Source organism: Umezawaea sp. NPDC059074 (genome assembly GCF_042738955.1).
GTDB lineage: Bacteria > Actinomycetota > Actinomycetes > Mycobacteriales > Pseudonocardiaceae > Umezawaea.
The window spans coordinates 1-14,361 of the sequence record NZ_JBHYHC010000105.1; the positions used below are offsets into that span (position 1 = coordinate 1).

Here is a 14,361-nt window from a genome sequence, read left to right on the forward strand (position 1 = left end):
GGCTGGGAACGCTGCTGGACCTCGACGCGCACCTCGTGATGGTCGACGTGGGCGGCCTGCCGCAACCCGACGTCCTCGACGCCATCCGCCTCTTCGGCGCCGAGGTCATCCCCCGCCTGCACCGCACCCCTCCCCCAACGGGAAGGACCAAGGACTCCGTGGCGCAAGGGCTTCCCGGAGCGGACTAGAGCGGCCCGCCATCACCACCAGGACTCGACGACGGGTCCCACGGGCCACCGCGCCCGTGGGACCCCCGCCTCACCCAAGCACGCGCAACGACTCCGGCAACGGCGCGGTGTGCAGCACCCCAAGCCGTTGCGTGGAGCGGGTGAGTGCCACGTACCGCTCCCCCGGCGTCATCAGGTGCGGCTCGACCACCAGGACGGTGTCGAACTCCAGCCCCTTCGCCTCCCGCGGCGTGATCACCGGCCCGTCCAGCTCCACGCCCTCGGGGGCGATGACGGCAACCGTGCCCTCGTGCTTCTCGCCAAGGCGTCGAGCGAGCGCGGCGGGCAGGTCGTCGACCAGCTCGGCCCACGGCTGGATCCCGTTGTGCCGCACGGACTTCGGCGGCGTCGCGGTGGGGTCGACCTCGGCCAGCGCGGCGGCGGCGACGTCCATGATCTCGGCGGGCGTGCGGTAGTTGACGGCCAGCTCGCGGTACACCCACCGGTCGGCCGCGTACCGGGTCAGCACATCGGCCCAGTTCCGCGCGCCCGCGGCGGACTGCCGCTGCGACAGGTCACCGACGATCGTGAAGGACTTGCTGGGACAGCGCCGGAACAGCACCCGCCAGTCCATTTCGGACAGTTCCTGTGCCTCATCCACGACCACGTGCCCGTACGTCCATTCACGATCGGCCGCCGCACGCTCGGCGAGGTACCGGTGGTCCCGCTCGGTGTGCCGCTGGGCCAGGTGCTCGGCGTCGATGAGGTCCACCGCGCGCAGCAGGTCCGGGTCCATCGTCGGATCGGTGTCGAGGATCTCCAGCACGCCCTGCGCGTACTCCTCCTCGGCCTTCTCCTCCTTGGGCGCCAACGGCTTCTCCCCCAGTAGCTCCGCGGCCTCGTCCAGCAGCGGCACGTCCGACACCGTCCACGCCCGCCCGACCTCGCGGTGCAACTCCGGCACACCCAGCTCCGCGCACCACTCGGCCGACTCGAAGAACTCGGCCAGGAACCGCCGCGGCGTCAGCGCAGGCCACAGCACGTCGACCGCGGCCCTCAACTCCTTGCTGGCGAACAACTCCCGCCGCACGTCCTTCGCAACGCCGTCCCACGGCTCGTCGATCTCAGCCAGCGCCACGTCCAGCAGCACATCGATCAGGGCCTCGTGGAACACCGCCCGCGTGTGGTTGTGCAGCAACCCAGCCGCCCGCGCGGCAGTACGCGCCTTGGCCGCCACCTCCACGTCCAGATCGATCACGGCGTGCTCCAGCTCGATCGGAATCGGCTCGACCGGCAACTCCTGCCGCTGCGCCACAGCGGCGACCAGCACGTCCAGGATCGCCAGGCTCCCCTTGACCCGCTGCACCTCCGGCACGTCCTCGCGCACGGTCCGCAACCGCGGCATGAGATCACCGGGCGACGCGAACACCACATCGGTCTCACCGAGCGACGGCAACACGTTGCCGATATAACTCAGAAACCCGGAGTTCGGCCCCACGATCAACACCCCGCGCTTCGCAAACCGCTCCCGCTGCGTGTAAAGCAGGTACGCGACGCGATGCAGCGCAACAGCCGTCTTCCCAGTCCCCGGCCCCCCTTCCACCACCAGCACACCAGGATGGTCGAGCCGAATGATCTCGTCCTGCTCAACCTGAATAGTCGCAACGATGTCCCGCATGACCTCTTCACGCGGCGCGTCCAACGCCGCAGTCAACGCAACACCATCCAACGTCAGCTCATCGTCGTGAAAATCGTGCAACCACCGCCCCCGCGTACGAAAGTGCCGCCGCTTCACCAACCCCTCCGGCGAAGCAGCCGTGGCCACGTAGAACGGCCGAGCGGTAGGCGCCCGCCAATCGGTCAACAACGGCTCATACCCATCGGCTTCGTCGAACAACCCGACCCGCCCGATGTACGTCCGACTACCGTCGACATGATCGGTCCGCCCGAAGCACAACCCGTCATCAGCGATCCGCAACCGACTCAGCTCATCGGACAAGGCCCGCACATCGACCTCCCGCTGCCACCGCTGCGCAGACACATCCCCCAGAGCCCGCTCCAACGCACGCAACGCCACAACCCGCTGCCCGTCGAGCTTCTCGTACAGGAATGCGACGCGTTCACGCTCCGCGAGCAATTCCTCCATGTGCAGCCCGATCCTTCCGTGCTATAATTGATTAGACGTCAGCCACCAATAAAAAACTGGCCGACTTTTCATTCTCTCCCCTTTGTCAAGCGGACCTTCAAGCAGACAAAGCGGACGCACCCAACTCGGGCGTCGCCCAGACCCCCCGCCCCACCCCGATCCGAAGCGCCTTCGCACCCGTTTTGTTTTGTAAAGGCATCTTTCCCGCCTTGACAAGACAAAACGGGTGTTGAAATAATTGCGCGAGCGGGGTGGGGCGACACCCTCGCCCACAAGTCATCCCACGGACTCACCCAAAGCCACACCGCTCACCACACCAAGCGGGAAACCCGCCCTCACCCAGCCAAACTCACCCAGCCCAACCTCACCCAGCCGCGACAGCCACCGAAACCCTCTGCCTCTTCAACGGCACGATCAACGGCGTCCCGGTCTCCGGATCCGGCACCACTCGACACGGCAACCCGAACACCTCCTCCACCAACTCCGCCGTCACGATCTCCGACGGGTCCCCTTGCGCCACAATCCCTTCACCCGGCTTCATCGCGATCAAGTGCGTCGCGTACCGACAAGCCTGGTTCAGGTCGTGCAGCACCGCCACCAGCGTGTGCCCGCGTTCCTCGTGCAGGTCCGCGCACAGGTCCAGCACTTCGATCTGGTGCGCGATGTCCAGGAACGTCGTCGGCTCGTCCAGCAGCAGGATCGCCGTCTCCTGCGCCAGCACCATCGCGAGCCACACCCTCTGCCGCTGCCCGCCGGACAGATCGTCGAGCATCCGGTCGGCCAGGTCCAGGACGTTCGTCAGCCGCATCGCCTCGGTGACCACCAGCTCGTCCTGCTCGGACCACTGCTTGAGCAGCCGCTGGTGCGGGTACCGGCCGCGCGCCACCAGTTCGCCGACGGTGATGCCGCCGGGCGCGATGGACGTCTGCGGCAGCAGCCCCAGCCTGCGCGCGACTTCCTTGGACTTGTAGGTCGTGATGACCTCGCTGTCCAGGTACACCGCGCCGGTCGTCGGCTTCAGCATCCGCGCCAACGCCTTGAGCAGCGTGGACTTGCCGCACGCGTTCGGGCCGACGATGACCGTGAACGAGCCGTCGGGGATGGTGACGCCGAGTCCTTCGACGACCGTGCGCTGGTCGTAGGCCAGCGTGAGGTCCTCCGCACGCAGTCGCGTCATCGTGCGATCCCCCTTCGCCATTCGTGGGCCAGCAGCCAGAGCAGGTAGAGCCCGCCGAGCGCGCCGGTCGCGAAGCCGACCGGCAGCTGGGCGGGCGAGAACAGCCGTTGCACCGCGAGGTCGCCCGCGGTGAGCAGCAGCGCGCCCATGAGGGCCGCCGCGACCAGGCCCGCGCCCGCGGACCCGGTGAGCCTGCGGGACAGCTGCGGAGCGGCGAGCGCGAGGAACGACACCGGGCCCGCCGCGGCGGTCGCCACGGCGGCCAGTCCGACGCTGATCGCGATCAGCGCGAGCCGGGTGCGCTCGGCGTTCACGCCGAGGCCCTTCGCGGTGGCGTCGCCCATCTCCATCAGCGCCAGCCGCCTGCCGAAGTGCAGCGCCAGCGGCAGCAGCACCACGACCGCGAGCCCGACCACCTGCACGTGCTCCCAGCCGCGGCCGTTGAGCCCGCCGACCTGCCACGCCTGCGCGGCGATCGCGTCGGTCAGCGACGCGCGGGTGATCAGGTACTTGTTGAGCGACAGCATGATGAAGCTGATCCCGATGCCGATCAGGATCAGCCGGAAGCCCTGCACGCCCTGCTTGAACGCCAGCAGGTAGACGACGACCGCCGTCGCCACCCCGCCGACCAGCGCGCCCGCGCCGATCTGGACCATCGACCCGTCGACCAGGACGATGACCAGGATCGCGCCGGTCGCCGCGCCCTGGGTGAAGCCGATGATGTCCGGGCTGGCGAGCGGGTTCCCGGACAGGCTCTGGAGGATGCCGCCGCTGACGGCGAGCGCAGCGCCGACCAGGATCCCGGTCAGCAGCCGGGGCAGCCGCAGCGTGAGCACGATGAAGTCGGACGCGCCGTCGCCCTGGCCGATCAACGACTTCACGACGTCGGAGACCGTCAGCTCGAAGTCGCCGGTGGTCATGGTGACCAGCCCGATCCCCACGACGGCGGCCAGCAGCGCGAGGCAGACGACGACCGTGCGGTCGTGGACGCGGAACGACACCCCGCCGGTGCGGACGACCCGGCCGCGGACCTTCACCGGGGCGCTCACAGCTCGGCCAGCTTCCGGCGGCGGCACAGGGCGATGAACACCGGGGCGCCGAGGAACGCGGTCACGATGCCGACCTGCAACTCCTGGGGCGCGATGACCACGCGGCCGACGACGTCCGCGCCGAGCAGCAGGATCGGGGCCAGCACCAGCGAGTACGGCAGCACCCACCGCTGGTCCGACCCGGCGATCATCCTGGCCACGTGCGGGATCGTCAGGCCGATGAACGCGATGGGGCCCGCGGCGGCCGTGGCCGCGCCGCAGAGCAGCGTGACCGCGAGCGCGCCGATCGCACGGGTGCGGCCGAGGTTCGCGCCGAGCGCCTTGCCGGTCTGGTCGCCCAGCGCCAGCACGTTGAGCGAGCGCGCCAAGCCCAGCGCGATCACGACCCCGGCCAGGATGAACGGGGCGACCTGCGCCACGGCGTCCATCTTGCGACCCGCCAGCGCGCCCACGTCCCAGAAGCGGAAGGCGTTGAACGCCTGCGTGTCCAGCACCAGCACGGCGGACACGAACGCCACCAGCACGGCCGTGATCGCGGCCCCGGCGAGCACCAGCCGTTCCGGCGTGGCGGCGGAGCGGCCGGACGAGCCGAGGACGTAGACGACGACCGACGCGGCGGCGGCGCCCGCGAAGGCGAACCAGATGTAGCCGGTGACCGTGGAGACGCCGGTGAAGGCGATGGCGATCACCACGGCGGTCGACGCGCCCATCTCGACGCCCAGCAGGCCGGGGTCGGCGAGCGGGTTGCGGGTCAACGCCTGCATCAACGCCCCCGCCAGGCCGAGGGCCCCGCCGACGAGCACGCCCATCAGGCCGCGCGGGATGCGCAGGTCGTGGATGATCACGGCCTCCGTCGAGCCGTCGTTGTGCAGGAGGACCTGCCACGTCGAGGCGAACGGGATGTTCCGCGTGCCCACCCAGAGGCTCAGCACGAACACGAACACCAGCACCCCGATCGCGATGAGCAGCCCCATCGCGCGGACCGCGTGGCTGGTGCCGCCCCGTGGCCGTGCTCGCACCGCGGTGTCCACCGCATCTCCCCCATGTGTCGAAGCCGACCTCCTGGCCGTCCGCCAGATTAGCGTAGCCTTACCTTCCGTCCCGTTCGGCTGTCCAGATACATGGGGTGGGTTGGTGCGCGCCGGAGACCCGACGGGTCGCGATGTCCTCAAGTCCGCGATCAAAGGCCAGTGGCGCGACGTGGCCGCGGCGTCCGTCGCCGGAGCGGGCCACCAGGCCGGTGAGGCGCTGGTCCCGGTGATCATCGGCGTGGTGATCGACCGCGCGGTGGCGACCGGCGCGACGGCCGAACTCGTGTGGTGGCTGCTGGCGCTCGGCGTGGTGTTCGCCGTGCTGTCGTTCAGCTTCCGGATCAGCCTCCAGGCCGGGGAACTGGCCTCCGAGCGGGCCGCTCACGCGCTGCGCGTCCGGTTGACCTCCCGCGTGCTCGACCACCGCGGCGGTGCCGAGACCGGCAGGCTCGCGGGCGGGCTGGTCACCATCGCCACCAGCGACGCGCAGCGGGTCGGCCACGTGAACCGCGCGCTGCCCACGGCGGTCGCGGCGGGCACGGGCCTGCTCGTCGGCGCGGTCGCGCTGCTGCGGGTGTCCGTGGTGCTGGGGCTCGTGGTGTTGATCGCCACACCGCTGCTGCTGGGACTCGCGCACCTGCTCGGCAAGCCGCTGGAACGCCGTAGCGAGGCCGAGCAGGAGCGGGCCGCGCACGCGTCCGGCATCGCGGCCGACCTGGTCGCGGGGCTGCGGGCGTTGAAGGGCTTCGGCGCGGAGCGCGCCGCCGTCGACCGCTACCGCCGCACCAGCCAGGGCTCGATGAGCGCGGCCATCCGCTCGGCCACCTCGCAGGCGTGGCTCGACGGGTCGATGCTCGCGGTCACCGGGCTGCTGCTGGCGCTGATCGCGCTGGTCGGCGGCACGCTGGCGGCCAACGGCTCGATCACGGTCGGCGAACTCGTCGCCGCCGTCGGACTGGCGCAGTTCCTGCTGTGGCCGTTGAACGTCATCTCCTGGGTCAACGGCGCGTTCGCGATGGGCCGGGCGTCGGCCGAGCGGATCGCGTCGGTCCTCGCCGCGCCCGCCGCCGTGGAGGACGGCGACGTCGTGCCCGAGCGGCCGATCGCGGGCGGCGTCCGGCTGCGCGGCCTGACGCACGGCACGCTGCGCGGCGTGGACCTCGACATCGCGCCGGGCGAACTGGTCGGCGTCGTCGCGGCCGACCCGGCCGACGCGACCGCGCTGCTGCACTGCCTGGCCCGCGAGGTCGACCCCGAGTCCGGGTCGGTGGAACTGGACGGCGTTCCGCTGTCCACAGTGGACCCGACACTCGTGCGCGCCGCGATCCTCGTGGCCGCGCACGAGGCCGACCTGTTCACCGACAGCGTCGTGGACAACATCCGCGCGGTGTCGGCCCGTGACGCGGACGTCAAGGCCGCCATGACCGCCGCGGCCGTGCACGAGGTCGCCGAGGCGCTGCCGCAGGGCGTGGACACGGTCGTCGCCGAGCGCGGCCGGTCGCTGTCGGGAGGGCAGCGCCAACGCGTCGCGCTCGCCCGCGCGCTGGCCGCCGCTCCCCCGGTGCTCGTCGTGCACGACCCGACCACGGCCATCGACGCCGTCACGGAAATGGCGCTGGCGCAAGGGATTCGCGAGATGCGCCGGGGTCGGACCACGATCGTGATCGCGACCAGCCCCGCCCTGCTCGCCACGGCCGACCGCGTGGTCGTGCTGACCGGCGGCGTGCTGACCGCCGAGGGCACGCACACCTCACTGGTGGCGCACGCCGACTACCGCGCGGCGGTGCTCGCGTGACCATCACCGGATCGGAGCACCCGGCCATGCGCGAACTCCTCCCCGTCGCGTCCGCGGCCCAGACGTGGGCGGCCGTGCGGGTGTTGCTGCGCGAGCGCCGTCTGCTCACCGCCTCCACGATCGCCGTGCTGCTCGCGGGCACCGGCGTGGGCCTGGCCACCGCGCCATTGCTGGGCTCCATCGTCGACCTCGTGGCGACGCGGCAGCCGTCGACCGCGATCACCACACCGGTCGTGCTGCTGGCCCTGGTCGCCGTGGCGCAAGGGTTCGCGACCGCGATCGGCGCGGCGCTGATCTCGCGGCTCGGCGAGGGGATGCTGGCCGAACTGCGCGAGCGGTTCATCGACCGGGCGCTCGCCCTGCCGCTGGAGCAGGTCGAACGCGCGGGCTCCGGCGACCTGACGGCACGGGTGACCGGGGACGTCACGAAGATCGCCGAAGCCGTGCGGCAGGCGTTGCCGCTGATGGCGCGGTCGGCGTTGACGATCGTGCTCACGCTCGGCGCTCTGGCCGTGCTGGACTGGCGGTTCGCGCTGGCGGTGCTGGTCGCCGCGCCGGTGCAGGTCCTGACGCTGCGCTGGTACGGGCGCAACGCGAAGACCATGTACAGCGCCGAGCGGATCGCCATCGGCGAGCAGCAGCAACAACTCCTGGAGACCATCGGCGGCTCGTCGACCGTGCGGGCGTTCGGGCTGACCGACGACCACGTGCGGCGGGTGACCGAGCGGTCGAGCCACGCCGTCGGCATGACCATGCGGTGCATCCGGCTGCTGGGCGGGTTCTTCAGCAGGCTCAACCTGGCCGAGTACGTCGGCCTGTCGGCGTTGCTGATCACCGGTTTCCTGTTGGTGGGCAACGGCACCGCCACCATCGGCACCGCGACGGCGGCCGCGCTGTACTTCCACAGCCTGTTCAACCCGATCAACGCCGCCCTGTCGCTGGCCGACGACGCCCAGTCGGCCGCCGCGAGCCTGTCGCGCCTGGTCGGCGTGGCGGACCGGCCCGCGCAGCCCGCCGACACCGGTGAGGCGCCGTCCGACACGACGGTCAAGGTCGCGGGCGTGGGCCACGCGTACGAGACCGGCCACGACGTGCTGGCCGACGTCGACCTCTCGGTCGCGCCGGGAGAACGGGTCGCGCTCGTCGGAGCGAGCGGCGCGGGCAAGACCACGCTGGCCAAGCTGGTCGCGGGCGTCCACACCCCGACGCGCGGCACGGTCACCTTCGGTGGCACGGACATCGTCGCCCTCGGCCCGGCCACGACCCGACGCACCATCGCCCTCATCACCCAGGAGGTCCACGTCTTCGCGGGCACCCTGGCCGACGACCTCCGGCTCGCCAAACCCGACGCCACCGACGACGAGGTGCGGGCCGCGCTGACCCGCGTCGGCGCCCTCCCGTGGGCCCAAGCCCTGCCCGACGGCCTCGACACCGTCGTCGGCGAAGGCGGCCACCGCCTCACCGTCGCCCAGGCCCAACAGCTGGCGCTGGCCAGGCTGGTCCTCGCCGACCCGCCGATCGCCGTGCTGGACGAGGCCACGGCCGACGCGGGCAGCGCGGGCGCGCGCGTCCTGGAAGCCGCCGCGACGGCCGCGTTGGAAGGCCGCAGCGGCCTGCTCGTCGCCCACCGCCTCACGCAGGCGGCGAGCGCGGACCGGGTCGTGGTGTTGGACCACGGCCGTGTCGTGGAGACCGGCACGCACGCGGACCTCGTGGCGGCGGGCGGCCGGTACGCCGAACTGTGGGCGGCCTGGTCGGACCAGCGCTAGCCCGGTCGTGATCCCGAAGCGCCACGGGCTACCGGCCCGTGATTCGGTCGGCGAGGGCGGACGCGGCGGCGAAGGTCGTGGACGGTTGGGAGATCTGGAACTTCTCGCCGCGCAGGGGTTCGGCGATGTACGGGGCGGACTCGACCACGTCGTCCACCAGGATGGCGGCGCGCTTGGTCGCGAGGGTTTCGGTGAGGGCCGCCCAGCGGGTGGCACCGTCGGGGGTGAGGGTGACCTCGACGACGAAGCTCCCGGAACCGGTGTCCTGCACCGCCGCGGCGGTGAGCACGTCGACGGTGGTCAAGGCCGCGGGGCCCAGGTCGTAGTGCTCGGAACCGTCGGCGGCGCACGCGGTGCGGCGTTCGGTCGGGGCGGGTCTGGGGGTGGGCGGTGGCGTGCAGCCGCCGGGGGTGGCGGTCAGGACCTCGCGGATCTCCACGGTCGACACGCGGGTCGACGTGACCGCGTCGTGCAGCCAGTACAGGCCGCCGGACACGGCGAGGGCGGCGACGATCGCCGTGGCGAGGGGGACGCCGGAGCGGAGGGCAGGGCCCGCGGTGGTGGCGGCGACGATCAGGACCACCAGCACCGGGATGACGCCGAAAGCAAGGTCGCGGACGGTCGCGCGGGCGGCGAAGGAGGTCAGGTCGTCGATGAGGTGGGCCGACCACGTCCACAGGACGGCGAAGGTCCAGCCGCCGACGACCGCCGTGGCGGGGACGGCGTAGGCGAGGAACAGCCGCAGGCGGCTGGCGCGCGGGTCGTGCCGGTACCAGGCGCGGCCCATCGCGGTCAGCCACAGGCACAGCAGGAGCGACGCCACGGCGTACGCGGTCAGCAGGGGCCACGTCAGCGGGAGGCCCTTGCCGCCGAAGGCGACGGGGAACAGGGCGATGCGGCCGCCCACCACCAAACCCGCGACCAGGAGCGCGGCGGACAGGAGGGTGCGGGGACGTTCGCCCGCGGTGGTGGCGCGCCAGGTGGCCCGCCAGATGCCGAAGGCGGTGAACAGGGCCAGCGGCACACCGACGAGGACGCCGGTCAGGACGGCCGCGTTCTCCGGTGAGTCCGCGTTCACCAGCAGGTGGTGCAGGGTGATCAGGGCCGATCCCGCGGCGATCGCGCCCAGCAGCAGTTGGGCGGGCGCGGTGGCGAGGAGCCTGCCGGGGTCGGCCAGCGCGGACGCCCTGGCCGCGCCGCCGGGGTGGCGGCGGAGCCACGAGCGGGCGACGGGAGCGTCGCCGACCGCGGCCAGCAGGCCCTCCTCGTCGCCGTAGCGGGTGGCGTGCAGGTCGGCCTGGTGCTCGCGGGCCCGCAGGTACGCCCGCGCGACCAGTTCGGCGATCAAGGCCTGGACCGCCACGCAGCCCGCGGCGATCAGGACGTCACCGGCGGACGCGTCGTCGTACAACAGCCCCAGCCACGCGGTGAAGAGGACGAAGAACCCGGTGGTCGGGATGGTCGCCCGCAGCACGGTGACGACCTGGTAGCCGGTCAGGTCACCCGCGCGCAGGTGGGCCAGTTCGTGCCGGACCACCGCCTCGAACACCACCCGCCCGCGCTCGCCCGTCGTGCACAGGCCGAGCAGTTCGGGGCCCATCAGCAGCAACGGCCTGCCGGGCGTGCCCGTGACGAACGCGCGCCTGCCCAGCCGTGAGCCGAGGCGGACGTCGGGCCGGGTCTTGAGCCGGGCCTCGGCGACGAGACGGCCGATCACGGCCGCGGCCTCGGTGAACGGCGTGGTGGCCAGCGGTGTCGACCGCCGCAGCCGCCACCACACGAGCAGCCCCCACCCGGCGAGGGCGGGTGACAGCGGGATCTCCAGCTTCGTCAGGACGTTGCCGACGGTCGCGCCGCCGTAGTCCAGGCCCGCGAGCCAGATCGCCGCGAACAGGACGTTCGACAACACCATCGCGGCGAGCAGGACCAGCAGCGGCGTCGTGTCCGACGGGAACGCGCGGACCTCCAGCCGGGACGGGGGCCTCATCCTCGACCGTCGCGCTCTAAGAGCAGGGCCACCACGATCGCGTCGGCGAGCGCCTCGGCCTTCGCCTCCCGCACCCCCAACGCCTTGGCCCGCACCAGTGCCGTCGCCCGCACCTTCGCCAACTCGTCCTCGGACCACGCCCGCACGGGAGCCTCGACCGCCCGGCGTTTGGTGAGCTTGCGGAACACCTTGCCCACGCCACCCTTCACGGCCTCACCGAACCCGTCGGACAACGCGGTGATCACGCTGCCGGACACCAGGGCGACAACGGGCGTCACCATCTCCACGGCGTCCCCGAGCCCGAAGCCGAGCGGATCGTCATCACCGCGCCGCAACCGCCGCTCGGCGCGCGCCGGGTGGTCGAGGTACGGCGCGGCAACCGGCTCGAACGACGCGAGCTCGCCGGGCGCCACCGCCTCGACAACACGTTTGGCCAGGTCGTGCACGGACACGGTGGTCATCAACGACTCCCCTGTGGATCACGGCTCCGGCAGCGAACGTTAGCCCCCGAAGTCCGTTTGGTCCCCCGCTTCGATGACCTTGTCACCGGGTGTGCCTAGTGGGATGGCGCTGAAGGGGCACCGGGCGGATCGGTGGGCCGGGCGGAGGAACACGACTTCGGAGGTAGGTGCGGGCGGTCGCAGCCTCAAGACCGAAGCCGAGCTTCAGCGGCAGGTGGACCGCCCGCGAACCGCAGGACCCGAACGGGCTTCGGCGGGAGCGAAGCACCCGCAGGCGGCGGACTCACGGCGAGGCTTCGGTGGCAGGCACGGGGCGGCCGCGTACCGCGCGACTCGACCGAGCTTCCGTGGCAGGCACGGGGCGGCCGGGTACCGCGGCACTCGGCGGGGCTTCGGTGGTGGGATCGGGTTGGTCGCAGGCCTCGGGACCGCGGCCGGGGTTCGGCGGATACGGGGGTCGGTCGCGAACCGCGGGCCCCGGCGGGAGCGAAGCAGCCGCAGGCTGCGGAACCACAGCCGAGCTTCGGTGGCAGGCACGGGACAGCCGCGTACCGCGCGACTCGGCGGGGCTTCGGTGGTGGGATCGGGTTGGTCGCAGGTCTCGGGATCGCGGCCGGGGTTTGGGGCGGTTGCCGGCTGCGGGACCTCGGCTTTGTCGGCTTGGGTTTGGTGGTGGGAGGGATCTCCGTGTGGCGTTGTGGCCGTTCCGGATTGGTGTGTTGAGGTCAGTCCGTCAGGTGGCGGCGGTTGGTCTCGAGGAACTCGTCTGACAGGTCCGGTTCCACTCGGCGGATCGAGCGGGCCAGGACCATGGCTCCGACCAGTTCGCTGAGCAGGCGAACGGACCGTTCACGGATCTCCGCCGGGGTCAGGTCGGGGTGTTCGCGGGTCAGTTCGGTGGCAAAGCCGTCGAGGTAGCCGTGGACGCCGGTCGCGTAGGCGGACTGGACCTCGTCGTCCTGGCGCCACGCGTCTATGCACAGGGAGGCCGAGGGGCAGCCGCCGTCGGGGTCGTCGCGGTGCTGTGGGGACAGGTAGCCGTTCACCACACGGGTGACGACCGTGCCGTCCTCGTCCGGGCCGTCCGCGCTTTCCTGGGCCAGCAGGCCCAGTGACCGCTCGAACGCGGCCCCGTAGACCTCGACGGCGAGGGCGTCCTTGGACGGGAAGTGGTTGTAGAACCCGCCGTGGGTGAGGCCCGCCGCCTTCATCAGGTCGTCGATGCCGACCCTGTCGACGCCGCGAGAGCGGAAGAGCCTGCTCGCGGCGTCGACGATGTTCTGCCGGTTGCGGGCCTTGTCCTGCTGGGAGATCCGTGGCACGGACTCCTCCTCACCGTTCGCCTTGACACTTATGAGGACGGTCGTCATCATTAACTCCAATGACGATCGTCATCAATAACCCTACCCACCACTTCAGGAGAACGTCATGAGGATCGGTTTCCTCGGTGCGGGCGCTGTCGGCAAGGCCATCGCCGGGCACGCCGTCGCCCACGGGCACGAGGTGGTGCTGTCCAACAGCCGCGGGCCGGAGTCGTTGGCGGACCTGGTCGCCGAACTCGGGCCGCTCGCCTCCGCCGCCACCCCCGCGGAGGTCGCGACCGCCGACCTGGTGGTGCTGGCGGTGCCGTGGACGAAGATCGCCGAGTCGGTGCGCGACCTGCCCGCGTGGGACGGCCGGGTGGTCGTGGACGCGACGAACCAGTTCGCCAGCGTCACCCCCACCATGGTGGTCGCGGACCTTGGGGACCAGACCAGCAGCGAGGTCGTGGCCGCCCAACTGCCGGGAGCGCGGGTGGTGAAGGCGTTCAACACGATGTTCGCCGGCCGCTTCGCCGCCGAACCCAAGCGGGAGGCCGGACGCCAAGTCCTGTTCCTCGCGGGCGACGACGCCGACGCGAAGGAACTCCTGGGAAAGCTGGCGGACTCGTTCGGCTTCGCCCCGATCGACCTCGGCGGACTGCGAGCGGGCGGAACGCTGATGCAACTCGGCGGCCCGCTGTCCGGGGTGCACCTGCTGAAGGAGGACTAGAACCTCCTGCGCACCAAGGACTTCCCATGACGGGCCGCTGCCTGGGGTGCGCCCGCCGAGAGGGAAACGCGACCGCCGGTCGGACCCCGACGCGGCAAGCCGCGCAGGCTCGGGGGGTCGGGGCCCGACCGGAACGGGGCCTGGCCGGAACAGGGCCTGGCCGGAAGGTGGGTCAGGCCGGAAGGTGGGCCTGGCCGGAAGGTGGGTCAGGCGTGGGTGCGAGCGTCCGGGATGTCGACCAGGTCGCGGCCCGGCAGCCAGCCGTTCGGGATGTCGGTGGCGCGCCAAGCCGTCACCTTCAGCGTCACGGCCTCGATCGGGGCGCTCAGGAACGGTTCCGCCTGCGGGACCTTCGCGAGCAGGACGCGGCGGACCTCGTCCGCCTCAGCGCCGGTGACGACGGTGGCCGTCGCCTGGGCCTGGAGGAACGGGTCGGCGGGCGAGCCCGTGGAGATGATCACCGACACCAGGGGGTTGCGGCGGATCGCCGCCAGGGTGCGGCCGCGCTGCTCCAGCACCAGGGACAGCGTGAACAGGCCGGTCTCGGCGAAGTACGCGCCGTTGACCCACGGGCCCGCCTCGCTGGTCGTCGCGAGGAAGAAGGACTGGTGCGCGGCCAGCGTGTCGCGGACCAGGCCCTCGACCTCGGACGTCGTGTCTACCATCGTCATGCGGCGACGGTATTTCAGTGAATTCGGTCGACCTCCGACCGACGGGGATCCGTGCCCGTTCGAGGGACACGAACCCG

At 71.7% G+C, this 14,361-nt stretch carries 12 protein-coding genes and 1 pseudogene; 5 read left to right on the top strand and 8 right to left on the bottom strand.

What is annotated here, in order from left to right; translation table 11 throughout:
- Positions 1-188 (top strand): hypothetical protein (locus tag ACFWW9_RS33860; protein ID WP_390386220.1); only part of this gene is annotated, 188 nt, incomplete at its 5' end.
- A gap of 70 nt (positions 189-258) precedes the next feature.
- On the opposite strand, the gene ACFWW9_RS33865 is transcribed toward ACFWW9_RS33860, so the two are convergent.
- Complete coding sequence (locus tag ACFWW9_RS33865) at positions 259-1,665, bottom strand: hypothetical protein (RefSeq protein WP_390386221.1); 1,407 nt, start codon at positions 1,663-1,665, stop codon at positions 259-261.
- A gap of 60 nt (positions 1,666-1,725) precedes the next feature.
- Between ACFWW9_RS33865 and ACFWW9_RS33870 the strand changes: the two genes are divergently transcribed.
- Positions 1,726-2,340: a hypothetical protein gene (locus ACFWW9_RS33870; protein ID WP_390386222.1), complete on the top strand. Its 615-nt coding sequence runs from the start codon at positions 1,726-1,728 to the stop codon at positions 2,338-2,340.
- A 337-nt stretch (positions 2,341-2,677) separates the two neighbouring features.
- On the opposite strand, the gene ACFWW9_RS33875 is transcribed toward ACFWW9_RS33870, so the two are convergent.
- Genes ACFWW9_RS33875 through ACFWW9_RS33885 form a run of 3 tightly spaced genes read right to left on the bottom strand, consistent with a single transcriptional unit; the run spans position 2,678 to position 5,513 of the window.
- The gene (locus ACFWW9_RS33875) at positions 2,678-3,490 is read right to left on the bottom strand and encodes an ABC transporter ATP-binding protein (RefSeq protein ID WP_390386223.1); all 813 of its coding nucleotides are present in this window, start codon (positions 3,488-3,490) and stop codon (positions 2,678-2,680) included.
- Entirely contained in the window at positions 3,487-4,539 is a 1,053-nt protein-coding gene (locus ACFWW9_RS33880) for a FecCD family ABC transporter permease (protein WP_390386224.1), read from the bottom strand. Before ACFWW9_RS33880 ends, ACFWW9_RS33875 begins: the two co-directional genes overlap by 4 nt.
- The gene (locus ACFWW9_RS33885) at positions 4,536-5,513 is read right to left on the bottom strand and encodes a FecCD family ABC transporter permease (RefSeq protein ID WP_390386235.1); all 978 of its coding nucleotides are present in this window, start codon (positions 5,511-5,513) and stop codon (positions 4,536-4,538) included. Before ACFWW9_RS33885 ends, ACFWW9_RS33880 begins: the two co-directional genes overlap by 4 nt.
- 160 nt (positions 5,514-5,673) lie before the next feature.
- Here ACFWW9_RS33885 and ACFWW9_RS33890 point away from each other — a divergent pair, with 160 nt between their 5' ends.
- Complete coding sequence (locus ACFWW9_RS33890; protein WP_390386225.1) at positions 5,674-7,365, top strand: ABC transporter ATP-binding protein; 1,692 nt, start codon at positions 5,674-5,676, stop codon at positions 7,363-7,365.
- Between the two features lie 26 nt (positions 7,366-7,391).
- A complete protein-coding gene (locus ACFWW9_RS33895) occupies positions 7,392-9,134 on the top strand; it encodes an ABC transporter ATP-binding protein (protein ID WP_390386236.1) in 1,743 nt (580 codons plus the stop codon).
- Between the two features lie 28 nt (positions 9,135-9,162).
- On the opposite strand, the gene ACFWW9_RS33900 is transcribed toward ACFWW9_RS33895, so the two are convergent.
- From ACFWW9_RS33900 to ACFWW9_RS33910, 3 genes are all read right to left on the bottom strand, one after another.
- The gene (locus ACFWW9_RS33900) at positions 9,163-11,121 is read right to left on the bottom strand and encodes a M48 family metalloprotease (protein ID WP_390386226.1); all 1,959 of its coding nucleotides are present in this window, start codon (positions 11,119-11,121) and stop codon (positions 9,163-9,165) included.
- Positions 11,118-11,582 (bottom strand): hypothetical protein, encoded by a 465-nt coding sequence (locus ACFWW9_RS33905; protein ID WP_390386227.1) that lies wholly within the window; start codon positions 11,580-11,582, stop codon positions 11,118-11,120. Before ACFWW9_RS33905 ends, ACFWW9_RS33900 begins: the two co-directional genes overlap by 4 nt.
- A gap of 725 nt (positions 11,583-12,307) precedes the next feature.
- The gene (locus ACFWW9_RS33910) at positions 12,308-12,904 is read right to left on the bottom strand and encodes a TetR/AcrR family transcriptional regulator (RefSeq protein ID WP_390386228.1); all 597 of its coding nucleotides are present in this window, start codon (positions 12,902-12,904) and stop codon (positions 12,308-12,310) included.
- 103 nt (positions 12,905-13,007) lie between these two features.
- Between ACFWW9_RS33910 and ACFWW9_RS33915 the strand changes: the two are divergent.
- Positions 13,008-13,613: pseudogene (locus ACFWW9_RS33915) on the top strand (NADPH-dependent F420 reductase); the annotation flags it as partial.
- A 206-nt stretch (positions 13,614-13,819) separates the two neighbouring features.
- Here ACFWW9_RS33915 and ACFWW9_RS33920 read toward each other — a convergent pair.
- On the bottom strand, positions 13,820-14,284 hold the full coding sequence (locus tag ACFWW9_RS33920; RefSeq protein WP_390386229.1) for a pyridoxamine 5'-phosphate oxidase family protein: 465 nt from the start codon (positions 14,282-14,284) through the stop codon (positions 13,820-13,822).
- Between the last annotated feature and the right edge of the window lie 77 nt (positions 14,285-14,361).